The organism is Anaerococcus porci, assembly GCF_009696575.1.
In the GTDB taxonomy this organism is placed as follows: domain Bacteria; phylum Bacillota; class Clostridia; order Tissierellales; family Peptoniphilaceae; genus Anaerococcus; species Anaerococcus porci.
In genome coordinates, this window is the sequence record NZ_VULQ01000002.1 from 279,361 (window position 1) to 301,925 (window position 22,565).

34 protein-coding genes, 11 tRNA genes and 1 rRNA gene are annotated in these 22,565 nt (G+C 31.9%); 8 read left to right on the forward strand and 38 right to left on the reverse strand.

Annotation, left to right across the window (positions count from 1 at the left end):
* Position 1: 1 nt before the first annotated feature.
* From FYJ26_RS02995 to FYJ26_RS03090, 20 genes are all read right to left on the reverse strand, one after another.
* Entirely contained in the window at positions 2–217 is a 216-nt protein-coding gene (locus tag FYJ26_RS02995; protein WP_154539468.1) for a hypothetical protein, read from the reverse strand.
* Positions 214–1,815 (reverse strand): phage minor capsid protein, encoded by a 1,602-nt coding sequence (locus FYJ26_RS03000; protein WP_154539470.1) that lies wholly within the window; start codon positions 1,813–1,815, stop codon positions 214–216. Before FYJ26_RS03000 ends, FYJ26_RS02995 begins: the two co-directional genes overlap by 4 nt.
* Positions 1,815–3,170, reverse strand: a complete 1,356-nt coding sequence (locus FYJ26_RS03005; RefSeq protein WP_154539472.1) for a phage portal protein — start codon at positions 3,168–3,170, stop codon at positions 1,815–1,817. The genes FYJ26_RS03000 and FYJ26_RS03005 overlap by 1 nt, the downstream gene beginning before the upstream one ends.
* A gap of 8 nt (positions 3,171–3,178) precedes the next feature.
* Complete coding sequence (locus tag FYJ26_RS03010; protein ID WP_154539474.1) at positions 3,179–4,498, reverse strand: PBSX family phage terminase large subunit; 1,320 nt, start codon at positions 4,496–4,498, stop codon at positions 3,179–3,181.
* Positions 4,485–4,991 carry a terminase small subunit gene (locus tag FYJ26_RS03015; RefSeq protein ID WP_154539476.1) on the reverse strand — a complete coding sequence of 169 codons (507 nt, stop codon included), beginning with the start codon at positions 4,989–4,991 and terminating at the stop codon, positions 4,485–4,487. The genes FYJ26_RS03010 and FYJ26_RS03015 overlap by 14 nt, the downstream gene beginning before the upstream one ends.
* Before the next feature lie 225 nt (positions 4,992–5,216).
* Positions 5,217–5,483, reverse strand: coding sequence for a type II toxin-antitoxin system RelE family toxin (locus FYJ26_RS03020; protein ID WP_154539478.1), 267 nt, complete (start codon positions 5,481–5,483; stop codon positions 5,217–5,219).
* On the reverse strand, positions 5,473–5,700 hold the full coding sequence (gene relB, locus FYJ26_RS03025; RefSeq protein ID WP_154539480.1) for a type II toxin-antitoxin system RelB family antitoxin: 228 nt from the start codon (positions 5,698–5,700) through the stop codon (positions 5,473–5,475). Before relB ends, FYJ26_RS03020 begins: the two co-directional genes overlap by 11 nt.
* 153 nt (positions 5,701–5,853) lie before the next feature.
* A complete protein-coding gene (locus FYJ26_RS03030; protein WP_154539482.1) occupies positions 5,854–6,039 on the reverse strand; it encodes a hypothetical protein in 186 nt (61 codons plus the stop codon).
* Positions 6,040–6,388: 349 nt separating this feature from the next.
* Positions 6,389–6,928: a hypothetical protein gene (locus FYJ26_RS03035; RefSeq protein WP_154539484.1), complete on the reverse strand. Its 540-nt coding sequence runs from the start codon at positions 6,926–6,928 to the stop codon at positions 6,389–6,391.
* Positions 6,929–7,175: 247 nt separating this feature from the next.
* On the reverse strand, positions 7,176–7,547 hold the full coding sequence (locus FYJ26_RS03040; protein WP_326831229.1) for a RusA family crossover junction endodeoxyribonuclease: 372 nt from the start codon (positions 7,545–7,547) through the stop codon (positions 7,176–7,178).
* Positions 7,548–7,550: 3 nt separating this feature from the next.
* The gene (locus FYJ26_RS10790) at positions 7,551–7,742 is read right to left on the reverse strand and encodes a hypothetical protein (RefSeq protein ID WP_229771202.1); all 192 of its coding nucleotides are present in this window, start codon (positions 7,740–7,742) and stop codon (positions 7,551–7,553) included.
* Between the two features lie 89 nt (positions 7,743–7,831).
* Complete coding sequence (locus FYJ26_RS03050) at positions 7,832–8,683, reverse strand: phage replisome organizer N-terminal domain-containing protein (protein ID WP_154539488.1); 852 nt, start codon at positions 8,681–8,683, stop codon at positions 7,832–7,834.
* A 24-nt stretch (positions 8,684–8,707) separates the two neighbouring features.
* Positions 8,708–9,433, reverse strand: coding sequence for an MBL fold metallo-hydrolase (locus FYJ26_RS03055; protein ID WP_154539490.1), 726 nt, complete (start codon positions 9,431–9,433; stop codon positions 8,708–8,710).
* A complete protein-coding gene (locus FYJ26_RS03060; RefSeq protein WP_154539492.1) occupies positions 9,433–10,392 on the reverse strand; it encodes a RecT family recombinase in 960 nt (319 codons plus the stop codon). The genes FYJ26_RS03055 and FYJ26_RS03060 overlap by 1 nt, the downstream gene beginning before the upstream one ends.
* 10 nt (positions 10,393–10,402) lie before the next feature.
* Positions 10,403–12,355, reverse strand: a complete 1,953-nt coding sequence (locus tag FYJ26_RS03065) for an AAA family ATPase (RefSeq protein ID WP_154539494.1) — start codon at positions 12,353–12,355, stop codon at positions 10,403–10,405.
* 11 nt (positions 12,356–12,366) lie between these two features.
* Positions 12,367–12,573 (reverse strand): hypothetical protein, encoded by a 207-nt coding sequence (locus FYJ26_RS03070; RefSeq protein WP_154539496.1) that lies wholly within the window; start codon positions 12,571–12,573, stop codon positions 12,367–12,369.
* A gap of 70 nt (positions 12,574–12,643) precedes the next feature.
* Positions 12,644–12,892 carry a hypothetical protein gene (locus tag FYJ26_RS03075; protein ID WP_154539498.1) on the reverse strand — a complete coding sequence of 83 codons (249 nt, stop codon included), beginning with the start codon at positions 12,890–12,892 and terminating at the stop codon, positions 12,644–12,646.
* Between the two features lie 2 nt (positions 12,893–12,894).
* Positions 12,895–13,200 (reverse strand): hypothetical protein, encoded by a 306-nt coding sequence (locus tag FYJ26_RS03080; RefSeq protein ID WP_154539500.1) that lies wholly within the window; start codon positions 13,198–13,200, stop codon positions 12,895–12,897.
* A gap of 9 nt (positions 13,201–13,209) precedes the next feature.
* Positions 13,210–13,989, reverse strand: coding sequence for a phage antirepressor (locus FYJ26_RS03085; protein ID WP_154539502.1), 780 nt, complete (start codon positions 13,987–13,989; stop codon positions 13,210–13,212).
* 48 nt (positions 13,990–14,037) lie between these two features.
* Positions 14,038–14,259, reverse strand: coding sequence for a helix-turn-helix transcriptional regulator (locus FYJ26_RS03090; protein WP_326831230.1), 222 nt, complete (start codon positions 14,257–14,259; stop codon positions 14,038–14,040).
* Between the two features lie 59 nt (positions 14,260–14,318).
* On the opposite strand from FYJ26_RS03090, the gene FYJ26_RS03095 reads away from it, so the two are divergent.
* Positions 14,319–14,555 carry a hypothetical protein gene (locus tag FYJ26_RS03095; protein ID WP_154539506.1) on the forward strand — a complete coding sequence of 79 codons (237 nt, stop codon included), beginning with the start codon at positions 14,319–14,321 and terminating at the stop codon, positions 14,553–14,555.
* Here the strand turns inward: FYJ26_RS03095 and FYJ26_RS03100 are convergent.
* On the reverse strand, positions 14,541–14,729 hold the full coding sequence (locus tag FYJ26_RS03100) for a hypothetical protein (RefSeq protein ID WP_154539508.1): 189 nt from the start codon (positions 14,727–14,729) through the stop codon (positions 14,541–14,543). The genes FYJ26_RS03095 and FYJ26_RS03100 overlap by 15 nt on opposite strands.
* A gap of 68 nt (positions 14,730–14,797) precedes the next feature.
* Between FYJ26_RS03100 and FYJ26_RS03105 the strand changes: the two genes are divergently transcribed.
* Entirely contained in the window at positions 14,798–15,463 is a 666-nt protein-coding gene (locus tag FYJ26_RS03105; RefSeq protein WP_154539510.1) for a DUF4145 domain-containing protein, read from the forward strand.
* Here the strand turns inward: FYJ26_RS03105 and FYJ26_RS03110 are convergent.
* Entirely contained in the window at positions 15,442–15,633 is a 192-nt protein-coding gene (locus FYJ26_RS03110) for a hypothetical protein (protein ID WP_154539512.1), read from the reverse strand. The genes FYJ26_RS03105 and FYJ26_RS03110 overlap by 22 nt on opposite strands.
* Positions 15,634–15,695: 62 nt before the next feature.
* Here FYJ26_RS03110 and FYJ26_RS03115 point away from each other — a divergent pair, with 62 nt between their 5' ends.
* Together FYJ26_RS03115 and FYJ26_RS03120 are read left to right on the forward strand one after the other, a co-directional pair.
* Positions 15,696–16,172: a hypothetical protein gene (locus FYJ26_RS03115; RefSeq protein ID WP_154539514.1), complete on the forward strand. Its 477-nt coding sequence runs from the start codon at positions 15,696–15,698 to the stop codon at positions 16,170–16,172.
* A gap of 243 nt (positions 16,173–16,415) precedes the next feature.
* Entirely contained in the window at positions 16,416–16,598 is a 183-nt protein-coding gene (locus FYJ26_RS03120; protein WP_154539516.1) for a hypothetical protein, read from the forward strand.
* On the opposite strand, the gene FYJ26_RS03125 is transcribed toward FYJ26_RS03120, so the two are convergent.
* Positions 16,593–16,820 carry a hypothetical protein gene (locus FYJ26_RS03125; RefSeq protein WP_154539518.1) on the reverse strand — a complete coding sequence of 76 codons (228 nt, stop codon included), beginning with the start codon at positions 16,818–16,820 and terminating at the stop codon, positions 16,593–16,595. The genes FYJ26_RS03120 and FYJ26_RS03125 overlap by 6 nt on opposite strands.
* Positions 16,821–16,895: 75 nt before the next feature.
* Here FYJ26_RS03125 and FYJ26_RS03130 point away from each other — a divergent pair, with 75 nt between their 5' ends.
* Positions 16,896–17,084, forward strand: a complete 189-nt coding sequence (locus FYJ26_RS03130; RefSeq protein ID WP_154539521.1) for a hypothetical protein — start codon at positions 16,896–16,898, stop codon at positions 17,082–17,084.
* Here FYJ26_RS03130 and FYJ26_RS03135 read toward each other — a convergent pair.
* Positions 17,074–17,370, reverse strand: coding sequence for a hypothetical protein (locus tag FYJ26_RS03135; protein WP_154539523.1), 297 nt, complete (start codon positions 17,368–17,370; stop codon positions 17,074–17,076). The two genes, FYJ26_RS03130 and FYJ26_RS03135, sit on opposite strands and share 11 nt — an antisense overlap.
* A 149-nt stretch (positions 17,371–17,519) precedes the next feature.
* On the reverse strand, positions 17,520–17,645 hold the full coding sequence (locus FYJ26_RS11230; RefSeq protein WP_262359290.1) for a hypothetical protein: 126 nt from the start codon (positions 17,643–17,645) through the stop codon (positions 17,520–17,522).
* 182 nt (positions 17,646–17,827) lie between these two features.
* Here FYJ26_RS11230 and FYJ26_RS03140 point away from each other — a divergent pair, with 182 nt between their 5' ends.
* Both FYJ26_RS03140 and FYJ26_RS03145 read left to right on the forward strand, forming a co-directional pair.
* The gene (locus FYJ26_RS03140; protein ID WP_154539525.1) at positions 17,828–18,472 is read left to right on the forward strand and encodes a helix-turn-helix domain-containing protein; all 645 of its coding nucleotides are present in this window, start codon (positions 17,828–17,830) and stop codon (positions 18,470–18,472) included.
* Positions 18,473–18,484: 12 nt separating this feature from the next.
* The gene (locus tag FYJ26_RS03145) at positions 18,485–19,396 is read left to right on the forward strand and encodes a DUF6414 family protein (protein ID WP_154539527.1); all 912 of its coding nucleotides are present in this window, start codon (positions 18,485–18,487) and stop codon (positions 19,394–19,396) included.
* On the opposite strand, the gene FYJ26_RS10795 is transcribed toward FYJ26_RS03145, so the two are convergent.
* A complete protein-coding gene (locus FYJ26_RS10795) occupies positions 19,344–19,541 on the reverse strand; it encodes a hypothetical protein (RefSeq protein ID WP_176269407.1) in 198 nt (65 codons plus the stop codon). The two genes, FYJ26_RS03145 and FYJ26_RS10795, sit on opposite strands and share 53 nt — an antisense overlap.
* A gap of 97 nt (positions 19,542–19,638) precedes the next feature.
* On the opposite strand from FYJ26_RS10795, the gene FYJ26_RS03150 reads away from it, so the two are divergent.
* A complete protein-coding gene (locus FYJ26_RS03150; protein ID WP_154539529.1) occupies positions 19,639–20,751 on the forward strand; it encodes a site-specific integrase in 1,113 nt (370 codons plus the stop codon).
* 67 nt (positions 20,752–20,818) lie between these two features.
* Here the strand turns inward: FYJ26_RS03150 and FYJ26_RS03155 are convergent.
* From FYJ26_RS03155 to rrf, 12 genes are all read right to left on the reverse strand, one after another.
* Positions 20,819–20,895 (reverse strand) — tRNA-Arg (locus tag FYJ26_RS03155).
* Between the two features lie 11 nt (positions 20,896–20,906).
* Positions 20,907–20,980 (reverse strand) — tRNA-Gly (locus tag FYJ26_RS03160).
* 15 nt (positions 20,981–20,995) lie between these two features.
* Positions 20,996–21,070, reverse strand: a tRNA-Gly gene (locus tag FYJ26_RS03165).
* 113 nt (positions 21,071–21,183) lie between these two features.
* A tRNA-Thr gene (locus tag FYJ26_RS03170) sits at positions 21,184–21,259 on the reverse strand.
* Between the two features lie 66 nt (positions 21,260–21,325).
* A tRNA-Asp gene (locus tag FYJ26_RS03175) sits at positions 21,326–21,402 on the reverse strand.
* A gap of 81 nt (positions 21,403–21,483) precedes the next feature.
* Positions 21,484–21,559 (reverse strand) — tRNA-Val (locus tag FYJ26_RS03180).
* A 198-nt stretch (positions 21,560–21,757) separates the two neighbouring features.
* A tRNA-Glu gene (locus FYJ26_RS03185) sits at positions 21,758–21,832 on the reverse strand.
* Positions 21,833–21,943: 111 nt separating this feature from the next.
* A tRNA-Glu gene (locus FYJ26_RS03190) sits at positions 21,944–22,018 on the reverse strand.
* A gap of 49 nt (positions 22,019–22,067) precedes the next feature.
* Positions 22,068–22,144 (reverse strand) — tRNA-Met (locus FYJ26_RS03195).
* 3 nt (positions 22,145–22,147) lie between these two features.
* Positions 22,148–22,224, reverse strand: a tRNA-Met gene (locus FYJ26_RS03200).
* 4 nt (positions 22,225–22,228) lie between these two features.
* Positions 22,229–22,303 (reverse strand) — tRNA-Asn (locus tag FYJ26_RS03205).
* A 135-nt stretch (positions 22,304–22,438) separates the two neighbouring features.
* Positions 22,439–22,555 (reverse strand): 5S ribosomal RNA (rrf, locus tag FYJ26_RS03210).
* Between the last annotated feature and the right edge of the window lie 10 nt (positions 22,556–22,565).

A 22,565-nucleotide genomic window follows, 5' to 3' on the forward strand; every position in this document is an offset into this window, starting at 1 on the left:
ATCAATCTACCACCTCTATATTTATGATATCAGGTGTATTAATATCGTAATATCTTTTTGGGGTTTCTAAGCTTATACTTTCTATTTCAGGATCATTATCACCTGCTGGTGTGTATATAGAATAAACTCCAGTAAATACATTTTGATTTTTAGTAATAACTCTTATTTTTTTATTAGAATATTTTTTAAGATTTTCTAATCCTGTATATTTGTTCATCTTCTTAATTCCTTGAATTCTCTTAATGTTGGGACTATATGATATCCATTTTTAGAATAATGTATTATTGCCCTCATTGTAGTAACTACATTACCTTCTCTATTAATACAGTATCCATCAAGTCTATTATCCTCAATTAATTCAGTCAATTGAGATTTATCTCTTCTAATAAATTCTCCACTGCCCCTGTTTTCTTTATAGACTAATTCTATTTCTTCAATAGTATTTTTAAATTGAGACTTCTTTTTGATGTTTTCCATATTATTTAAATGGTTCTCTTGTTTTCCGACTTTTAATTTATCAAAGTCTTTATTCTCTTTTATATATTTTCTAAGAGGTCTATCTTTTAAGTATATATCTAAATTCTTTTTATCAGACCCTAGATTATAAATCTCGTTGGCTTTCTTTTGTGCTTTTTTAGCCGCCCAGACTTCCTTACTTGCCTTACTCCTATTATACCCATATTTAGCTAAATTATAAGGCTTAGCCCTTAAATTACCAGCCTTATTAAAATCTTTATAAAGTTGTCTTTGCCTTTGTAACCTTACTTGTGCAATCAGCCTACTTTCATCATCTCCAAGCCTTTCATACATCATAACCCTATGCTTATATTTTCTTATAGCTCTTTCAATCTGTCTTTGCTTTTGGGTTGCTTCATAATAAGTATATTCCTTTCCATCAAACTCAAAAGGCTCTGGATCTATATCGTCAAGCATTTCTTTAGTCCACTCTTTTTCTGATATCCCCTCAAAGAATGGATACCAATTATGCCTGCAATTTGCACCCATAAATCCAGTAACTTCTCCATATCCAATATCATCTAAGCTTAAATACTTACTATTCTCACCCGATATAGAAACAACTTGCCCTTGCCATACCGCATGGCTTGGTCTAGCTCCAGCATGAGCCGATATCTCCATCAAATCTTGCCCCATATCCTTTGCATTATCCATAGATATCTCACCCGTCATTTGATTTAAAGTAGTTCTTACAATCATCTTACTTGCTGATTCTAATGTATAATTACGTCCACTCCCCATATAATTAATAGACTTAATACCTGAATTAGAAATATCATTTACTAACCCTCTAACCACTTGCTCACGACTAAAAGCACCACTTGATACCTTAAAAACCGCTTGATTTAATGTTTTTCGATAAAAATCATTTAACAGTATATCCTCACCATTAACTACAACCCCAAGCGACTTAGTAATATTCCCATTACCTTCTATAAGCCTATCCCTAGCAACATTTACAGTATTTTCAACATTCCTATTCTTACTATAATCCACCATCTCTTTATTAGCTAACCTATAAGCCTTTTGTTCATCCTCATAGTGTTTAATAGCTGATATATCAATAATATTATTAAGCTCTCCATCAATTTCTTCAAGCCTATCTTCAATTAAACTTTCAATTTCACTTGTAGTATATCCATTCTGAATTAAAACTTCTGCTTGCCTTTGGGCTGTCGCCGTTAAATACCCATTCTTACTTATCCTATTTGCTATATCTTCAATTATTTCATCTTCTAAATCTTGGTATAACTCTATTAAATTATCAGTTACTCTTCCCATATATTCTGGACTAAGCATTATTCTTCCTCAGCTATATCATCTCTATTTTCAGTAACATTCGCCTGAATTTCCCCTAACTCATCATCAGTTACACCATATCTCCATTTAAGATATGCTTCAGGCTTAAGAATTCCTGCTGCCACTTCTTGAAGCCTTATTTTTTGTTCTGTTTCAGAATCAACTACAAGACTATCGTCAAAATCAAAGGATACTTGGCAATTATCCTTAAATGGAATTGATAATTCCTTAAACCAATATTTTAATATATCAACAAAATCTTCAAGACACCTTGCTAATTCATTTTGTATATCTTTTACTGTGGAATATGATCTTTGCTGACTTGTATTAATTTCAGTTGCTGTTTTTGCAGTAAATTCTACATCAGAAAGTGTTCCATAGGCAAGTCCACAAATAAATTCAATCTTTCTAATTATTCCATTTAAACCATTGAAAAGAGATGAATCCCTAATTGCAGGACTAAATACATTATAGAAATCTTTGTTACCTGAACCCATATCTAATCCTAAATTTCTAAATAATCTTTCTTTTCCAACTGGAAGTTGATCAGTATTTTTAAGGGCTGTTATATCCGCATCTATTGCAAGCTCACTGCCCTCATACTCCCACATTATCCTTTGATATTGCTCGTCTGCATCTTGGATTAAAGATAAAGCTCTAGCAAAGCAAGATATACCCTCATTAGAATCTAGATCTAAATTATTAGCCTGAGGATTTTTGAAATATGAAAATAAAGGTCTATCCGATTCTACAATCATTTCATCTGCCATATCTGCCCACTCATCTATTAGGTTTAAATTAACCTTATCGCCCAAAGTTTCAGCAGTATTAGACATATAGGCAGTATTGGTTATTATATATTTATCATCAATTTGATGTTCTTCTAATCTTGTAAAATATATATCTTTATCTTTCTTATCTTTTTTCTTAATCCTGTCTATAAAAACAATGTGGTTGATGTCTCCAAAGCTTGTAAACCCTAAGATTATAAACTTATTAGCAGGTACTATATCAATATCAATAAGCTTTTTTGAATAGTCTTCTACATAAGGTTTTATGATAATTCCACCTAAGGCTAATCCATATTCAGTAAACTTTCTAATATGTCTTATAAATCTTTGATAAATCAAATCAATGCTCTCATCATCTACCTTTGTTTCAAGCTCCATTGTTACAAGTCTTGCAAGCTCGCTTGATATAGATGCACACAAATTCAAAGATTGGGACTTATCAATATCATAATCATTTTTTAACCAATATGGCTCTCCATGATAGCAATCAAGCCAAATCTTATAATTATTGTCAATGTTATTAGAAAGACTACCCAGCCTTTCTCTAATTTCTCTATCTAACATATAAACTCCTATGTATTCATCAACACTTTTATAAATTTCTCAATAGAATATTCAAAGGCATCAAGTGTATCTATATCACTTGTCCCATCATCAAGCCTTATATCTTCCATTTCCTCTTCCTTCCAAACCGCAGTAGATAAAGCATCTACTAAGCTTTCACAATTCTTTGTATAAAAAAATCTATCAGAAGCAATCAAAGTATTGACAAGCCTTACCCTGTCATTGATTGGATTTTTGATAGAATTCTTAATCTTTATATTCAAATTTGCATCTAATAGAGCTTTTTGCATACCCTTGATTAAAACTTGTTCAGCACTATCAGCATAAACAAGATCAACATTACCATAAGTAGATTGGATAACTCTTACAAAATCTATTAATTGATTGTATAGATCTGTAGGTTTATCAGGTTCTAATCTCTCAGACCTTAACGCATATACCTTTTTAAATCCTCGACTTATACCTGTACATACAAAAGCGTGCTTCGAATTATTACCACCAAAGTCCACTCCAATTTGTATCATCTGTAGTTCGTGAGGTTTTTCTTCAATTAAATAATCATCAGGACTATCAGCAAACTGCTTATAAATTAGACCTTCAGCTACAACCCTAAGTCCCAATATATCTCTTTTGTACCAAACAGAATTAGGGTCATATTGTAGCTTTATTTCCTTCTTTCTTTGGTCTGAAATATTGATGTTATCATCGATTGTAAAATGTTTATAATTATATCCACCAAAATCAACCCCTTCATCAAACATATTTTGATATTTATCAATATAATCTAAATATATATAATGATTAGGACTTGACGGGTTCAAATCCCAAAAAAACTTACGCTTTTTAGCTGCAGCAGTACGGTTAAAAGCTTCCTTGATACTATCTTTGTGATGTAAATTTATCTCCGTAGCAATCCACATACCAAACGAATTACCACGAATCTTCTTGTATGAATCAGCCTTAGCTGCCCCCGCAAATATCACTACCCTTTCCCTAAAATTAGTAAAAAGTCCTTTAACAATTAAAGCCTCATTCCCCTTATACTTTCCCCATCTACACTGACCTCGGAAAATATACTCCAAACCAAAACCATTAGCATCACCAATATTAAGCTTAGCATTAGCCCCAGTAGAACCTGTGGCAAGGTGGATTCTATCCTTTGTAGTTCGTAATTCGTGTGCAAAAGCATAGATATTATCTACAGTCTTACCCGCTCTTACAGCCCCCTCTGCTATGTTATAAGTGTTACTTGCACACTTTCTTATATAATCAATATGCTTATCAGAAAAATTAAAAGGGATTGTTTTTCTTTTTCTAATATTTTCCATAAATCATCCCATCTATATCGTCTAAATCTTCAACTTCTTCTGATATACCTTTCATGATTTCAATTTCTGTCTTAGTCTTTTGAATTTGGATTTCTTGTTTTTCTTTTTCAAGATCAGAATCATTAAGCCCAAATCTTCTCATTAGAAGTTCAGCAGCTTTAAGCCTATCTTTGTTCTGAACCTTTACTTGCCCCAAGGCTTCTCCTCCAAACTCAGTCTTATAATAAACTTCATCGTGGGTTTCACCTCTTAAAACAGAAGTTAGGTACTGCAGGACTTCTTTTGATTCAGCGATGGTCTCAGCTTCTAACTCTGATAATTTTTTATCAACATAAGCTTTTACCTTAGGATTTCTTAGTAATTTATGAGCCTCAACGCTAGCCATATTATCGCTACTATACTTATAACCAGCTTTCTTATATGCTTCAGTAGCATTCCCAGTCTTGATGTACTCATCAGCAAACTTCTTTTGTTTAATTGTCAATTTCTTCAAAGTACATCACCTCTTTCTTTTATGTACAAAAAAAGACAAGCCTTTTACAACTTGTCTTAAAAATGTTATTTAAATATTTCTTAAATCCATCAACTAGGCTGCCAAAAAACAAATGAAAAAAACATACAAACGCACATTTTAAAAAAATAATATAATAATTTTAGGAGAAACATTTGGCAGCTTAGCTCATAAATTTATATAAAAAAAGACGAGCCTAAACTCGCCTTACTTGTATATATTTTTTCTGTGTCCAATATCAATAGCAACAACAATAAGTTCATCATCTCTAATATCGCAAATAACCCTATAAGCACCAATCCTATATCGCCAAAGTCCATTATATTGACCAACAAGAGCCTTACCAATACTTCTAGGATTTTCAAGACCATCTAGTTTAGCCTTCATATCCCTAGCTAACATAAGACCTAAATGCTTATCCATCTTCTTAATCTTTTTCCTTACATCATCAGAAATCAAAAGCCTATAAGTCATTTTCAAGTTCCGAAATCAAATCATCAATAGAATAAGTCTTTGGATTTTCTTTGAAATTTTCTAAAGCCTTTATCCCCGTTTCATAATCAAGTTCATCTTCAATTTGTTCAGCCAAAGCTGACTTGAAAAGTTCAGATAAACTTTTACCAGTATGCTTAGAATAAGTTTTAAAAAGCTTATTTTCTTCTTCATTTAACCTTAATGATACAACACTCATAAAATCCTCCTTATCTTTGTTTACATTGTAATACATCATGATAAGAAAGTCAATAAGCTATAAAAAAGACGAACCCATTCGTTCGCCTTAAAAAAAATATACACTTCTAATCCTACAAAAAGTATACCACAAAAAACCTTTTTTGTCCACCTTTTATAAATTTTCTCTTCTTAGCCTAATCCATTCTTCAACTTCAAGCAAATCCTCTTCATTTGCCCAATCCCTAATATAAGCCTTACAACCCGATTTGTTTCTAGACTTTTTCTTAACATCAGGATTTTTAGCATCCCATTTTCTGCTAGCCCTAAGTTGAGCATCACTTGTCTTGTTCTCAGTCATACTACCTCCTTAATAAATAAATTATTAATCCGATGGCTCCAATCATAGCTAAGGATTCAAAGACTTCTCTAATGCTTGGTTTTTCCCAAGATAAATCTACTTTGATTTTCATAATTTTATTAGTATAATGGTATCAAAAGCTAGGGGCTTAACCCCTAACTATTTTGATTATGAGCCTTAACCCAAAGAATCTTATCTCAAGTTCGAATTCTTTGACGTTAAGGCTCTTTTTATTTTTCTTAACCATTATACTTTCCTCCTTTCATACTTATATTATACTACCAACTTATATAATAATCAACACTTTTTTTGAAAAAAATCAAATAAAAAAAGAGCGGAAAAAACCACCCTAATCTTCATCATAATTAACCAAAAACCTCCAAATACACAACAAAGCAACATTACTCTTGTTCCATATAGCACTCTTAGAAACCTTATACTTCTTAGCCAAAGACCTACAAGACTCATCCTTATACACCCACAAGCGAAGCACAATATTAATAAGCATACAATCATCAAGCGACCTAATAGCAAGCCTTATCGGTCTATAAACCTCCTTAATCTCCTCCATAACATCCTCCAAATCACCAACCTCATCGAGAATAAAACAAATAGCATCCTCCTGACTAGACCCACCACCATGAACCGGCACAGAACTAGACCAACCAGTCCTAAGCATATCCAGCCTGTCCTTCTTACAACCAAGCTCTTGCTTAATCTCCTCCCTAACCTCCAAAGACCACCCATACCCTTTCAAAAACGCCTTTACAAAATCAACCCTAAAACGATTCTTCCTCTTCTCAAAATTACCTCTATAATCCATTAAACCTCCTAAATCAAGCTCTAAGCGAATCAAAAAGATAGATGACCAATCAATCGCCAAAACCATATAAATGTCACCTACCCCTTAAATACCTCCAAAATCAACCCAAATAAGAATAAACACTTACATACATCAAAAAAATCGATAAAACAAAACCTAAAACAACCCCCGCCATAAAATCAACATACCTATTCTCCTCCAGCTTTGCTAAAAGCAAACCTACAAAAGACAAAAGCAAACCTATATAACAAAACTTAAACAAACACAACATAACCTCACCTAACACCTCCTTCAATCCTTCTTATCCTCGCCTTCAAACCCTCTTTATTTCAATTTCCACCCTAGGATTATTCTTATCATACAAAACCCTAGAACCATCATGCCCAACAACAATTTTACAATTATCATCCTTGATAACCCCATAATCTGCCAAAATATCACAAGTAGCAGCCAAAAGATTTATAAGATCAACCCTATGTTTTGTTTTCCTGTAATAAACACACTTAAGATTAATAGGATAATCAATCCCTTTCTTATATTTCCCCGTAATTTGTCTGCCACAATCTTCTGCATATTCCTTGTACCTAGCAGACTGAGACAAAAAAGATTGCCCCGTCTTTTTATTCCTAAAAATTTGCATAGAGTTTTTCTTAGTGGCAGGATTGCCATACAAAACCAGCTGCACTTCTCAACATCCTCCTTGACCCCTTTTTATTTCGTTCTTAGTCCACATTAAATACTTGTATAAATTCAAAGCCCTTGCTTTTTTATCGCTGTATTTTACATCACTTTGATTAGGCTTATATATCCAATCAATCAATTCTAAAATTATATCTATATCTTCTACTGCTAGCTTCACGTCAAATTTTTGTTTTATCATCACAATCAGCCCTTAAATCACCATCATAATTATAGTAACAGTCAAGTATTAGTTGACAGTTACTATAACTTTCTAAAACAACATCTTCATCATATCCCTTCAACAATTTTAAGCTCTCTCTTAGAAATAAACTCAACTATTCCTTCATCTAAATCTTTTTTTCTCCTAAGAACAGTATTCACATACTTAAAACTTGTAATATTAGCCTTCTGCTCCTCTTTCAGATACCAAAGAATATATATAACCTCCTGCCAACCATACTCTTTAACAGAGTTTACAATCATACCTAAATCATTAGTGCTAGTATTATTTTTAATAAAACGATAATAATAAATAATAGTCCTCTTCTCCTCTTCGGATAAACCAGTTATATTATTATTGTCTAATTCTTTATCTATTCTTATCTTATCTATATCTATTCTATTCTTATCTATATCTGGTCTGTGAGATGATGTTAGACCTAACGTTAGGTTTTTATCCTCATACATCTTCTTAAGTTCATCTATATCTTCTGTAAAACCATCTTGATATGCGTTAATACCAACACTTAAAAGTTTTTTTCTCCAATAATAAAGCTTTTGTCTTTCAGCATTTCCAGTTTTAACCCTTTCCATACCATCTATATTTTGGTGTTTCTCCCAATTAGCAATACTTATAAGACCATCATCGCCAAGATTTATCATCTCAAACTGTTCAAATGTTTTAAGAGCAAGCCTTACGGTATTGAGCGGTTGATTGCATATAGTAGCTAACATCTCATCCGTATAATTCATGTGTTGTCCTATATAAACCTCACCACCATCATTAGTCTTACCAGCAAGGCATAAAAGCTGAATCCAAATCAGTATAATGACATCGCCCTCCGGCATAGACCTTATAAGTTTTATTTTCTCATCATCAAAGATATTAACTGATAACTTAATCCAGCTTATACCTGCCATCTAGTTTCTTAACCCCTTTCTTTGCTAACATATATAAACCAAAACTCCTGTTTTAGCCTTTAAGCTCTCTTCAATAACTTTTTCATCACTATTTCCATCTGATAAATGTAATACATATATTTTTTTAAGTTTGCTTAACCTATTCATATCTAAGGCTTCAAGCAATGTTTCTAATGATAAATGGTTTTTCACAATCCTATTTCTTAAACTTATATTTATAAGTCCTTGTTTAAAGTTATAATCAAGCCTATCTTTCACATAATTGCACTCAACCATTAGATAATCACAATCAGGAATCTTATATTTCATATAAGCCGTATCAGTTATAAAGACCAAAGACTCTCCATTTTTTACGCTTTTTATATAAAAACCTACAGGCTCATCTGCATCGTGTATTGTTTCAAAAGCTAATACCTTAAAAGTCTTTATTTTTTCAGCTTTATAAGATACAAGCTCATCTTTTTTAACCCCTCTAAAATTGTGCAATCTATGACCTTTTAAATCTAAAGCTTTACTAGTCCCATAAGTCATATATAGGTCTATTCCATTTTTTAGCATATCTTTACAAGCCTTAGCGTGATCCATATGTTCGTGAGTGACTAAACAAGCGTCTAAACTGTGCATTTTAAACCTTAATTTTTTCTGTATAATTTTATAAGGTAGTCCACACTCTAATAAGAGCGTAGACTCACCATCAGAAACTTTGTAACAATTACCACTAGAACCTGTGCCTAGAACTTCTATATTCATTAAAATGGTGCCTTATCTAAAGCTTCAAAGTCACTATCAAAGAAGTCAGATTGCCCTTCAATATTATCTTCTTCAAGCACTTCTCCAGTTTCTGAATCGACATTGCTTGGAATTTCCTTTTTTTCTTCTTTCACTTCTTCAAATTGTGCTTCTTCATTATTTTCAAGAGAATTAGTGTCAAGCTCTAATAAATTCGCTTCGTTTTCTTTTTCTTCATTAAAGCTTTCATCTACATAGGCTGTTAGCTTATCATCTTCACTCATTATTTCGCCATCATCTGAAGTATTAACAAAAGACTTAACCGCTCTATTCTTAACAGTTTTTATAGCTTGTTGATCAGGGAACATGTTATGTGCTTTAGAATCGCCTTTTGCATAACCCATATTCCAAGAATCTTTTATCTGCTCCATAGTCATATATTCTGTATACTTGACAACGCCCTTGCTATCAGTTATTACAGCAACAGCTCCAACAATATTATTTTTCGTCCATTTTGTGATGTCGGGAACATATTTTGTTATTTCAGTTATGCCTTTTTGTAAGTTGTATCCAAGCTCAAATTCATCATCTTTGTATATTGCATATCCATATACATCTCCAATATCTTGACCACTTCTTTTTGCCATAGCAACATTGCCTTGATAAGAAATAGATAGAGTACATTTTCCACCATAAGGAATAAAATAACATTGCTTTTTAGATGGATTCAATCCTTTTTGTGCCATCTCCATAACAGAATTCAATATGCTTCGTGGATCACATTTATCTATGATGCTTTTTCCTTTTTTATCAGGTTCTTGTAACAAATACCTAGATTGTTGTATAGCATTTTTAAAGCTATAATTTTCAGGCATATCAAACACACCTGATTTCAACATCTTTGTAACTTCATCAATCGCTTGATTAACTATTTGAGTTGCACTTGTACTAGTATTTTTATTTTGTAAGCTATTTGTCATTTCTTTCTCCTTAATCCTCAACAATTAATTCTTCGTCTTTACTAACTACTAACCTAACTAACTGACTATCCACTTCAGTAAGTTCATTTATTGCTTCTGCATTGTCTACAAAAATTGGAATTTGCTTTTCATATTTTTGTGATAAAGCATTTATAACATCAAGACCTGCGTTAATCTTTGCAGCATTGTTTAAAACTCCGTAAGGTACTCCCTTGAAAGTAGCTTCTGCAGTTTCTTGAATTCCACCGTTTATTTGAGTATCAAATAACTTAAACTTTACAAAAGTAAAGAAATTATTTACTTTACTACTAACTAGATCTACATAAGTCTTTGTATATTCATCACATAGATATAAGATTTTTTGTGCTTCTTCATACTCAGCACTTAGCTTCTTTTCTTCTTGCTCATATTCTTCGATTTTTGTATCTATTTTCACATTAAAGCCTATACCTAATACTTTTGTATTAATTTCATCTAACTTTTGATTTAAGACCCTTTTTTGCTCCAATAATTGGGTATTGTCTTTTTTATCTATATTTTTGATAGATTCTTCTATACTTTCAATCTCTTTTTTAATTTCTTCTTGTCTTTTTATAAGGCTTGGCATTATCTTTAAAGCCTTAGCTCTTTCAATTATTTCAAGTACTGTAAGCTCTTCTTCTTTTAGCTTTTCTTTCTTATCTTTTAATTTCTTTTCTTGGCTTAGAAGATTTTCCTTTTCAGTTTCAAACTCTTTGATATTAGATTGGTAAGATTCAATTTTGTCTTTACGTTCAAAACCCTTTTTCTCCATTTTTTCTATTTCGTTGCTTTTATGAATGTTGAAATTAGAAAGTATTTCTTGCTTTTTATCTTCTTCAAATTCTCTTCCGCATGTTGGACAATTAAGACTACCATCAAATTTTTTTGTGCTTATATCTACCCAGTCTTTTCTCATTTGTTCAAGTTCTTTATTGACATCATTTATAAGCTTCTCTTTTTCTTCAATTCGATTTTCAAGCGAATTTATACGGTCTATAGTGTTTGTTATTTCAAAAGTACAAGCATCAATTTTCCTTTGTATTTCTGTATGTTTATTCTCGAATTTTTGTATATTATTCTTTTTACTTTCTTCATAATCACTATTGATAGCGTTAAATTCTTCTTTAAGTTCTGCTATACTTTTATATTTTTTATCAAGTTCTTCTGATACATTTTTGTTGCCTGCAAGTTCCCTATCTATATCTTCAATTTCTTTCACAATCTTTTCTTTTTCATCTTCAAGTTCTTTAAAATCTTCATCAACTTTAGTACTGTTGAGTTCATCAATCCTTGCTGGTATTTCTTTAAGTTTTTCATTTATTTTTTTAGTTTTAGACTTTGACATAGCTTGCAGTTCTTCTATGGCGTATTGCTCTAAATCAAGCTCTTTTAACTCTTTATTTTCTTTTACTACATCATCTGTACTTACATCATCTACTAAGCTTAAAAGTATATTTCTTCTTTCGCTTTTATCGATTATTTCATTAAAATATAGCGGGTTTGACAAAAGATTAAACTCTTCTTCATTTATATATTCTGAAATAAATTCTTCATATTCTTTTTTCTTTTTTGGCACTTCGTTTATATAAAAATCTGTTGTATGTCCTGAAAATTCTTTGGTGTTAGATCCCCTCTTTTTCTTCCAAATTTCCTTGTATATTCTCTTTAGCTTTACTTCTTTATCATTGAATAAAAATGCACCTTCAACACTAGTTTCTACATTGTGTATATTTTCTCCATCAATGTCATATGGCTTTATGTCACAGTCCTTTCTATTAAAGCTATCCTTCCCATATAAAAGCCAGCAGTATCCATCAAATATTGTTGTTTTACCACTTGCGTTCTCTCCACTTATTGTTGTTACATTTTCGCTAAAATTTAAGCTGTAATCTTTTAATCCTTTAAAGTTTTTAAATTTTAAATTTATAATTTCAATCTCCATTTTAACCCCTTTCACCTAAGCATAAATTCTTGTTGCCTTAACTTTCTTTCTAGTTCATCATCTAAGATTCTTAATGTTGCACTGTTTGTCCTTGTTTTGCCTTGTTTATCTAAATATCCAATAATTAGTGTAAGACTATCTATATTAAGACTTCTAGCTCCTTCTCGAAGTCTTTCTTCTTGGTCTTTATCCATCAAAATTTCCTCGTACTCTTTCATAATCTTCTCCCTTTGGGTATAATACAAATATCTAAAATTTCGTTTGAGCCTATAAACATAGGCTCTTTTCTTATGCCAAAAATGCCATGCAAGAACCTATAAACATAAGCGCTATTCCGGCAGTCCTTGTTATCTCATTAGGACCACATAAAGCCAACAACATCATTAACCCCACAATAAATAGTCCTAAAACCTTATCCCTAATCCTTTCTTTTTCTGGTTTTGCTGTAAACTTCACGCAAACATCATCAACCTTACGACCATCCAACATCTTAAAAACATCACTTCTTTTTCTAATCTTTCTTTTGCTATTTTCCATATCTACTCCTCCCTTTCAAATAAAAACCTCTTAATATCTTCCTTGCTATAATAAATATTACGTTCTGATAACCTGTAACAAGGTAAACCATCAATCCTCATTTTCATCAAAGTTTCATTTCCTATCCCCAAATAGTCATACACTTCTGTCTGCTTCAAGAAATCCTTATTTCTTAAACTCTTCTTATCATCTGTAATACCGTCCTTACAATCCAAACTGTACCTATATAGACACCTGCATAACTCAATTAGCTCCTTATTCTCATTTTCAATCTCGAGAACGGCACCTACTAATTTGCTTGCTTCCATTTTCGTCTCCTATCCTAAGAACTTATTAACAAAATAAACCTGACCCTTACCAGTAATCTTTGTAGTAGTAGTCACAACATTAGTCCCATTACTATCTATATAAGACCCCTTCTTCATCTCAAACAATCCTTGCTCAATAAACACTTGCTTAGGTTGATTCCTTCTTTCTCCACCCTTGCACAAATAGCCCTTATTCCTCATCCACTTAAACAAATTATTTTGACCAATCTTCTTATCACTCTTACCTTGCCTAATAGCCTCTTGACTTATTAACTTAGCTAATTCTCCCATTAAGCATGACTTACTTGATGCTGATACTGCATCGGCGAATAATACTTTAGGTTTATCTTCTTCAATCTTTGTTTGAGCTAAGGCAAGTCTTGCTTCTGCCTTTTTCCATTGATTAGCTATTTCAATTATTGAATCAGGATCTGCTAAGATATCTTTTGCCTTTTGCTCAGTCATATAGATCCCTTGTTTTCTTATAGATGGTAAAACCTCACCAGTAACCCAATCAGAAAACTTTTCAGCTTCAGGCTTTCTGCTTTGGAAGATTAGCTTGTATAGGTTTGATTCGTTAATGAAGTTTGCTTTTTGTGTTCTTCCCAAGCTGTCGATGACGTCGGCAGTACCGACCCCATCTAGATTTAATCTAGATTTAGCATCTCTAGTATTTTTTATATCTAAAATCCTACACACATCATTCAAACTAAAATAAGGTTCATCATTTATAAGCGATGTTCTTACTTCGCCAAATTCGTTACTTTCAAAAATTTTAATATTACTCATTTCATCTCCTATGTTTACTTTTTTAATTTTGGATAACTTAAAGTGTACTTAATCCGCAAAAAAAATATCGCCAACTGGTACATTAAAATAAGCTGCATACTTTTTTTTAATATCATCACTAGGCACTCTGTAGCCTGTTTCATACATAGAGATTGCACTTACAGAAATACCAAATAATTCGGATAAACTTTTTTGAGTTTTTCCATTATTTTCTCTCAACCTTCTCAACTTATTTCCTAACCTTTTATTAACCTTTTCAATAACAACCACCCCCTTAAATCTCCCTTCTTTCATTAAAGTATAATCATAGTTAGAAGGGAGGTGAAACTATGAAAATACACGCATGTATACTCGGCAATTGGGTATGTCTTAATGATGACCCTAATTGCACAATAGGAGAAAACAAGGAATCCCCTAATATATGGTACAAACAAAATGCTGAAATATGGTCTCCTAACATTAAAGAACAAGAAGATACTTACTACCAATTAGACTATGTTAAGATCTTCTATAAAGGAGTTCTTTACAGGATAAACCCTATTTTCATCCAACTATCTGATCTTTAAAAAAGAATTATCATTTATTCTTTTTCGAATCTCTTTAATATCAGAGTCGTTGAGAACAATCTCATCGGCTCTTTTATTCTCTTGAATTCCAATAGCTTTGTTAAGTTCAAACCATTCTAACTTACTAAACTTTTTCCTAAACTCTAAAAATTCTTTTACATCATCAACTTTCATAAAACCACCCCCTTAAACTTTCTACATCTCCAATGGTATAATATAAATAAAACACCAAGGAGAAAACTATGACGAATATACCAACAACAATCTTATACTATGATAATTTAGAACTAGATGTCCCAAAACTCTGCCCACATTGCCACAAAGAAATGATTCCTACAATAATTAGCAAATCTGAACTTCAAACTTATGGTCAAAATAGGGTATTTGCTATCTTACTTAGATGCAATATATGTTCAAGTTTTTATGCTGTTGAATATATTTATAACAACCCAAGGCAAAATCCTAAACAAACCTTAGTTCCATATACTTATTCCCCAACTGTAGACTTAAATGTTCCCGATAATATAAAAAAAATATCTGAAGACTTTGAAGAAGTCTACATTCAATCTGAAACAGCTTATCAGCTTGACCTAAAACAAATAGCAGGTATGGGATATAGAAAATCTGTAGAAATACTTGTCAAAGATTTTTTAATATATAAAGACCCTGACAATTCCGAAAAAATTCTAAAATTGACCTTAAATTCAGCTATATCTAAAATCGAAAATAAGAAATTAGAAAATTTAGCCAGAATGTGTGCCTACCTTGGCAATGACCAAACCCACCCTATAAAGCTTCACCCATCAAAAGATATTGATGACTTGAGAAACTTTACTGAAAATCTTGTCTTACTAATAGCTTTTGAAATAAACTACCTAGATGGTACTCAAAGTATCTTGTCAAATTGATTCATAGGATCAACTCTTCCCACAAACTCATTATCCTTGTAGTAGTCCTTAACCTCCCTATTAAAAACTTCAACATCACTTTCTATCTCATAAGTTACTTCAACAACAGAAGTAACTTTTATTTCTTTAGGAATAAGTTTATTCCCTAACCTTTTATCAAACTCTTTCAAACAACCACCCCCTTTAAACTTTCTCAATCTCCAATGTATAATATATACAAGGAGGTGAGAATATGATTTTTAAATTTATAAATGTGATAACCCCATTAGTGTCAATAATATCGATTTTTATTTCACATTACTTAGGTATGAAAAAAAGTAACAAAAAGCTAGAGAAAGAATCTTTACAAAAAAGATATGAGACTGTATATATCCCATATATTCAGTTGCTTGCAAGGTCTTTCCCCCTACTTCCCTATCCTATAAACACTTCCGAAGTAGCAATAACTATAAATTCTATTACTTTAGAAAATATTGAATACCTTGGAAAGAATTCTTCCTTGCTAGCTATAGATTATTATTTAGCTATGTTAGACTTTTTTGAATACTGTAATGGAAATAAAGCTTATTCTAATGCTAAAGATAAAATTAATACTACATTCATAGAAATGACTCAGGAAATATTATCGGAAGCATCACAACTATCAAAAGAATTAAAACTAGCAGACATATCACAAGTTTTTTATAACGAGATTCAAAATTATCAATAACATATATTATTAACAAAGACCATAAATTGGCGAATATTGTTATTAAACAAATGTCCATTATTATCTCCTATTTTATTAATTTCTACCAATTTTATAAATTTTACCAGTAAAAATTTTACTTCCGAGCCTTAGCTTAACAAGCAAAGGCTCTTTTTTTTCTTTTTCTTTCTTACTAGTTTTCATTCATTTACCCCCCCTATATACGATATAATGTAATTATCAAACAAGAAAGGAGGTGAGTATATGAGTAATCAAGGATTTCCAAGCAATAAATATGAATACCTAACTTGTTTATATTTAAAAAAACTAGATATTTCAAAACTAACACCACAAGAATTACTAGAAAAATATAACCAAGTTTATTCAGAAATCTATGAACTTGAAAAAGACAAACATAAAGGTCATATCAAGCCTTACACACTATAAACAATGTATCTTTATTGAACGGACAGTGCATTTTATATTGCGCTGTTCTTTTATTCTTTCATTTTCCTTTATAAGTTGACCTAACTCCTGTAAATCAGGCAAGATTACTTCATCAATGATAAACTCTTTAACCTTTCCATTTTCATCATAGATAATTTTATCATCCAGATTTTCCTTATTATCAATATCTTTGTCCATTCCCACTCCTTTCTTTTTTTCCATCTTTTTTTACACCACCAAATTAAATCTCCATAATCTCCAATCTGCTATAATAAAATCAGAAAGGAGGTTATAACAATGTCTAGTAAAGTTGAATTTAGTCTTACAGAACACCAAGCAACAAAACTTTTGCTTCTTCTCATTACTTACTCTAAAGAAGGAGCTGTAGTTAGTAAAGAAGATGCTCAACTATTCAAACAAACTATTAACTCTATAAAAAAGACATATCCAAACATTGAAAAGATTGAAGAGATCCTCAATACTTAGACTTCTTCCAAACATCCAATTTATCTACAACATCCATCAGTAAATCAAATTTTTCATCTTCTGGTGTGCTGACAAACCTTGAAGAATGAATAATAAAATTACTAGTTAATCTATTTTTTATCTCTTCAACATCAGAGTCGGTCAACTTGACTTGGTCGGCTCTATTTTTTTCTACTAAATTAATCACATGATTAAGTTCAGACCATTCTGCTCTAGTGAATTTTTTCCTAAACTCTAAAAAATAATTAACATCTTTATCAATTTCTTTAATCTTCTTTTTTTCCATTTTCTCTCCTTCCTACTTAAACATATTAATTAAACTTAACAAAATACTTAGAATGCCTAATCCGATAATCATTTTTAAAGTTTTTTCTAGTTTGTCTCTATCACCTTTCATTTTTCTTATAGAATGAGTATAGTATTGATATAGTAGGGCTATGCCCTAACTATATCTATTATTTTGATGATTAACTCAATTAGCTTATCTATTAAACTGATTACCGCAGTAGCTAATGCTAATTTTATGAGTTGATCATCTTTTTTATTGTCTTCTTTACTCATTCAATCCCCCTTTCTTGATTTGTTAAGTATATTATATACACTTTAAGTGTACTTGTCAAATGTTTTTTTAAGATTTTATAAAAAAAGTTAACTAATCGTTTATTTTTAGCTATTTACATATTCACAAATAGTGTATATAATATAGAAAAATACACTTAATGTGAAAATGAAAGGAAAACTTTATGGATGTTTCGTCAAAATTAAAAAATCTAAGGAAAAATTCAAAGATGACACAACTTGAGCTTGCTAAAAAATTATTCGTAACTAAGTCAGCTGTTAGCATGTATGAAAGAGGTGAACGTATTCCTAGTACAGATGTTTTAAAAAAATATTCTGAAATATTTGATGTCAGTATAGACTACCTTTTAGGCGAACAAAAAGACCACCTAGAACCCCTAGCAAGAGCAGTAAGCATGTACACATATCCCTATATAGACGACTATATTTCAGCAGGCAGTCCTGTAAATATAGATGGCATGCAAAACCTACCACGCATACATATCCCAGATGAAATCCTCGGCAAATTTGCAGGCAGTAAGCACCTATCATTCATAAAAGTAAATGGTGAATCAATGAATAAAATAATACCAAACGGGTCAATAATTGGAGTACTTAATTACAACAGCATCTATGACCTTAAAAACGGTGACATAGTAGTATACAAAACCAAAGACAACGACTTTGCAGTCAAATACTTCTACCACATCAAAAACAAACTAATCTTCAAACCCAGCTCAACCCTAGACTGTTACTACGATAAAATCTTTGACATAAACGAAAACATAGAAATAATAGGAAAAGTAGTGTTATACTCAGTAATACTATAGAAAGGTGAGGAAATGAAAGAAATTCAAATAAAAAAGCACTTATATATAGATGAAAATTTAATAAATTCATATCTATCACAAATCTTTCAAGGTGATATAGAAAGTTTAATTTTAAATAAATCATCAAACAAATCAAATGAACACGAAAAGAACTTACAACAAAATAGCAGAAATACAGAATTTGGAACAAACTTTCCTATAATATCAGCTAAAATAGACTTAGGCAGTGAAAGTGTTACTGACACATTAAAAGACGCAAGCTCTATATCAAGTGGTCAAAGTATAAGAAAAACATATGACGCTTACGCAAAGATAAATAAATTCATAGAAACTATACATTTAGAAGAAAATGAATTTCAAAATTCTAGCATTGTTTTAATAAATAAAGAATTAAGCCTTATAGACTTTAAAAAACTAAAAACCATTATGAGTGACGACTTTTTCAAAGAAAAGGCGAAATCAGATATAAATGGCATCCAAATAAAAGAAAAACTTAATAGACAAGAGCGTAGAAGATTAAGCAAGGACAAAAAGCAAAACTCAGCAAATGAACTTAACATTCTTAAAAATTTAGTAGAAATGCTTGAATTTCTAACAAAAATAATGCCTACAGATTTAATGTTCTACACTGAAAATTTACTTATACCTATAGATGCACAAAAACTATTATGTGACCCTAAACAAATTTCTTATAAATTCAATAATGATTTAAATATTATAGGTGAAGTGATAGGAAATTTAAATTCAATAAACAGTTTTGATATTAAGGCAGGAGAATTTACAGGAATTGAATCCATGATAAATAGCATAGTTATAGAAATACTTACTAATGCATTAGGAATAAATCCTAATGACACTATATTGTTAAGACCTATAGTTTTGTATTCTCAAACTCCTCTTCAAACCTCTTTAAAAGATTATTAGAACCCTTAGAAAAATCTTCAGATTTGCTTTTTTTAGAATAGAAATCTTTCTTAAAAGATTTTATATTGTTATTAATATCTTTAGATTCTTTCAAAGATTCTTTTAAATTTTGTTTGAAAAGCTTTAATAATTTATTGCGATTCATGACTATACCCCCTCTTAGTATTTTTATACCCTTAAAAATCATGTATTCAAAAGAACATGGACCACTATTGCCTTTTTTTAACCAGAAAGGACAAAAAATGAAAATAACAAGTTACAAAGACAGAGAAGGTCAAACCCTATATAAATTTAACATCTACTTAGGCAAAGATCCCCTAACAGGAAAAGAAATAAGAACAAATAGACAAGGCTTTACAAGTAAAAAACAAGCCCAAATAGAATACGCTAGACTTAAAAAAAGAGGCATAAAATCAATATCAACCCACACCATAAACGATATATACAAACAATGGCTTCCACTATATGAAACAACAGTAAAATACACAAGCCTTACAAGAGTAAAAGGAATCTTTAAAAATCATATACTACCATACCTAGGCAACAAAAAGATAGACAAAATAACAACACCCACAGTCCAAAAACTAATAAACCAAAAATCAAAAATATTAGTAGACTTTAAACTAGTAAACATGTATCTAAATATCCTATATAAATTCGCCATAAATCAAGGCTACACAGACTTTAACCCATGTACCAATATAATCTATCCTACAAACAACACAAAACCTAAAAAAGAAGAAATAGAATACTGGACTAAAGACGAACTAAAAGAATTTCTAGAAAAAGCAAAAATAGAACTAACCACAATGTGGTATCTATTTTTTAGAATATCAACATATACTGGACTAAGAAAAGGTGAAATCCTTGCCCTAACATGGAAAGATATAGACTTTAAAAATAAAACACTAACAGTAAACAAAAACCTATCAAAAACAAAAGAAAGCAAAAAGGCAATAACAAGCCCAAAAACCAAAAGCTCCTATAGAACAATATCAATAGATAAAGATACCCTAAATAATTTAAAACAATGGCATACAGAACAATCAGAAACTGGAATAGTAAATATAAAACAATATATCTTTACGACACAATCAGGGGATTTAATAAACCTAAACAGTCCAAGAAAAAGATTTGAAAAAGTAATCAAAAAATACAAACTAAGAAAAATAAAACTCCACTCACTAAGACACACCCACGCAAGCTTATGCTTCGAAGCAGGAATGACTATCAAAGACGTACAACATCGACTAGGACATAGTACAGCAAACACAACCATGAATATATATGTCCACGTAACTAAATCCCAAGAAGAAAAAAGCGCCGAAAAATTCCAAAAATTCATGCTAACGTAACAAAAAACGTAACAATAAAAAAATAAGACAGCCTATAAACATTTAAAATAAGCTATCTTGCAAAAAATGGCGCGGCATTGAGGATTCGAACCCCAGGCCTACCGGTCCGTAGCCAGTCGCTCTATCCAGCTGAGCTAATACCGCACATAAAAAAATGGAGCGGGTGAAGGGAATCGGACCCTCGCAACCAGCTTGGAAGGCTGGGGCTCTACCACTGAGCTACACCCGCACATAAATTGAATTTTGGAGCGGAAGACGGGATTCGAACCCGCGACCCTCGCCTTGGCAAGGCGATACTCTACCACTGAGCCACTTCCGCATATATCTTTGAAATAGTAATATTTAAATAACCGAAAACAATTATGATAACTATCATTGAGGAAATTCAAAAATCTATTTCCATTTTTTTATTTTATTGAATCACAATAAAATTGGAGCTGATGATAGGACTTGAACCTACAACCTATTGATTACAAATCAATTGCTCTACCAATTGAGCTACATCAGCACATTGGATCTCTTTTGAAATCCAAAGGCTTTATCCTTTTGTAGCAATAAATGCTTAAAGGACTTTTGGCGACTTAGATGGGACTCGAACCCACGACCTCCGCCGTGACAGGGCGGCATTCTAACCAGCTGAACTACTAAGCCAGAAAATCCTAAGCCAGAAAATCTAGCTTTGCTAAATTTGTACTCCACTCGAATCTTCTCAGAACCGGACGGCTTGTTTAATGGTGGAAGTAACAGGGCTCGAACCTGTGACCCCCTGCTTGTAAGGCAGATGCTCTCCCAACTGAGCTATACTTCCAAAAAAATTATATTAGTATTATAAAAAAGTAGTAAATCCACCAGGATTCGTAATCCTATCCCTTATAGAGTTTCAAATTCTATGAATTTGAAATTTCTGAGATGAGCCAAATGGCGAATCCAGAAAACTATACTGTCGTAAAAACGGATGTATCCTCTTATACGAAGTATTAAATATATAATAATATTATACATAACTTGGTGACTCCACCGGGATTCGAACCCGGGATACCGCCGTGAGAGGGCGATGTCTTAACCACTTGACCATAGAGCCATAAATTAGGCTATATAAAATAGTCTATTTTATCAATTATATCAATATATAAATCAATTTAAAAATATAAGTAAATTTATAGTTTATTACAATAAATAAGTTAGTTAAAAGTGGTGACCCTACCGGGATTCGAACCCGGGATACCACCGTGAAAGGGTGGTGTCTTAACCGCTTGACCATAGGGCCTTATCATTATAAATAAAATTTTGTTAGGCCCCAAGGCCTAACAATAATCTGGTAGCGAAGAAGAGACTTGAACTCTTGACACTCCGGGTATGAACCGAATGCTCTAGCCAACTGAGCTACTTCGCCACATGGTTGCGGGAGTAGGATTTGAACCTACGACCTCCGGGTTATGAGCCCGACGAGCCACCAAGCTGCTCCATCCCGCGATATTGGCGCTCAGGGTGGGGCTCGAACCCACAACCTACCGGTTAACAGCCGGGTGCTCCACCATTGAGCTACCTAAGCACTCTTATTAAATTTATAAATATTTTGTTATTCTATGATAAGTCTCCTATGTAAGAGGTTACTATCTAAGTCAAATACTAAATACATTCTTATATAAATACCTCCTATTTATAATAAATAGGAGATATTTAATAAGTTTGGCAACTTCCTAATCTCCCGGGAGGTCTCCCTCCGAGTACCATCGGCGTTAGAAGGCTTAACTTCTGTGTTCGGTATGGATACAGGTGTATCCCTTCTGCTTTTGTCACCATATTTTCTTTAC

Coding starts and splice junctions, on each gene's coding strand:
- FYJ26_RS03020 (WP_154539478.1), bottom strand. CDS start 5,483: ATGACTTATAGGCTTTTGATTTCTGATGATGTAAGGAAAAAGATTAAG.
- FYJ26_RS03095 (WP_154539506.1), top strand. CDS start 14,319: ATGAAAATACACGCATGTATACTCGGCAATTGGGTATGTCTTAATGAT.
- FYJ26_RS03035 (WP_154539484.1), bottom strand. CDS start 6,928: ATGGTTTTGGCGATTGATTGGTCATCTATCTTTTTGATTCGCTTAGAG.
- FYJ26_RS03065 (WP_154539494.1), bottom strand. CDS start 12,355: ATGGAGATTGAAATTATAAATTTAAAATTTAAAAACTTTAAAGGATTA.
- FYJ26_RS03135 (WP_154539523.1), bottom strand. CDS start 17,370: ATGGAAAAAAAGAAGATTAAAGAAATTGATAAAGATGTTAATTATTTT.
- relB (WP_154539480.1), bottom strand. CDS start 5,700: ATGAGTGTTGTATCATTAAGGTTAAATGAAGAAGAAAATAAGCTTTTT.
- FYJ26_RS03145 (WP_154539527.1), top strand. CDS start 18,485: ATGAAAGAAATTCAAATAAAAAAGCACTTATATATAGATGAAAATTTA.
- FYJ26_RS10790 (WP_229771202.1), bottom strand. CDS start 7,742: ATGATAAAACAAAAATTTGACGTGAAGCTAGCAGTAGAAGATATAGAT.
- FYJ26_RS03000 (WP_154539470.1), bottom strand. CDS start 1,815: ATGCTTAGTCCAGAATATATGGGAAGAGTAACTGATAATTTAATAGAG.
- FYJ26_RS03100 (WP_154539508.1), bottom strand. CDS start 14,729: ATGAAAGTTGATGATGTAAAAGAATTTTTAGAGTTTAGGAAAAAGTTT.
- FYJ26_RS10795 (WP_176269407.1), bottom strand. CDS start 19,541: ATGAATCGCAATAAATTATTAAAGCTTTTCAAACAAAATTTAAAAGAA.
- FYJ26_RS03105 (WP_154539510.1), top strand. CDS start 14,798: ATGACGAATATACCAACAACAATCTTATACTATGATAATTTAGAACTA.
- FYJ26_RS03125 (WP_154539518.1), bottom strand. CDS start 16,820: ATGGAAAAAAAGAAAGGAGTGGGAATGGACAAAGATATTGATAATAAG.
- FYJ26_RS03005 (WP_154539472.1), bottom strand. CDS start 3,170: ATGTTAGATAGAGAAATTAGAGAAAGGCTGGGTAGTCTTTCTAATAAC.
- FYJ26_RS03055 (WP_154539490.1), bottom strand. CDS start 9,433: ATGAATATAGAAGTTCTAGGCACAGGTTCTAGTGGTAATTGTTACAAA.
- FYJ26_RS03075 (WP_154539498.1), bottom strand. CDS start 12,892: ATGGAAAATAGCAAAAGAAAGATTAGAAAAAGAAGTGATGTTTTTAAG.
- FYJ26_RS03030 (WP_154539482.1), bottom strand. CDS start 6,039: ATGACTGAGAACAAGACAAGTGATGCTCAACTTAGGGCTAGCAGAAAA.
- FYJ26_RS03080 (WP_154539500.1), bottom strand. CDS start 13,200: ATGGAAGCAAGCAAATTAGTAGGTGCCGTTCTCGAGATTGAAAATGAG.
- FYJ26_RS03070 (WP_154539496.1), bottom strand. CDS start 12,573: ATGAAAGAGTACGAGGAAATTTTGATGGATAAAGACCAAGAAGAAAGA.
- FYJ26_RS03050 (WP_154539488.1), bottom strand. CDS start 8,683: ATGGCAGGTATAAGCTGGATTAAGTTATCAGTTAATATCTTTGATGAT.
- FYJ26_RS03150 (WP_154539529.1), top strand. CDS start 19,639: ATGAAAATAACAAGTTACAAAGACAGAGAAGGTCAAACCCTATATAAA.
- FYJ26_RS03120 (WP_154539516.1), top strand. CDS start 16,416: ATGAGTAATCAAGGATTTCCAAGCAATAAATATGAATACCTAACTTGT.
- FYJ26_RS03130 (WP_154539521.1), top strand. CDS start 16,896: ATGTCTAGTAAAGTTGAATTTAGTCTTACAGAACACCAAGCAACAAAA.
- FYJ26_RS03140 (WP_154539525.1), top strand. CDS start 17,828: ATGGATGTTTCGTCAAAATTAAAAAATCTAAGGAAAAATTCAAAGATG.
- FYJ26_RS03115 (WP_154539514.1), top strand. CDS start 15,696: ATGATTTTTAAATTTATAAATGTGATAACCCCATTAGTGTCAATAATA.
- FYJ26_RS03060 (WP_154539492.1), bottom strand. CDS start 10,392: ATGACAAATAGCTTACAAAATAAAAATACTAGTACAAGTGCAACTCAA.
- FYJ26_RS03010 (WP_154539474.1), bottom strand. CDS start 4,498: ATGGAAAATATTAGAAAAAGAAAAACAATCCCTTTTAATTTTTCTGAT.
- FYJ26_RS11230 (WP_262359290.1), bottom strand. CDS start 17,645: ATGAGTAAAGAAGACAATAAAAAAGATGATCAACTCATAAAATTAGCA.
- FYJ26_RS02995 (WP_154539468.1), bottom strand. CDS start 217: ATGAACAAATATACAGGATTAGAAAATCTTAAAAAATATTCTAATAAA.
- FYJ26_RS03085 (WP_154539502.1), bottom strand. CDS start 13,989: ATGAGTAATATTAAAATTTTTGAAAGTAACGAATTTGGCGAAGTAAGA.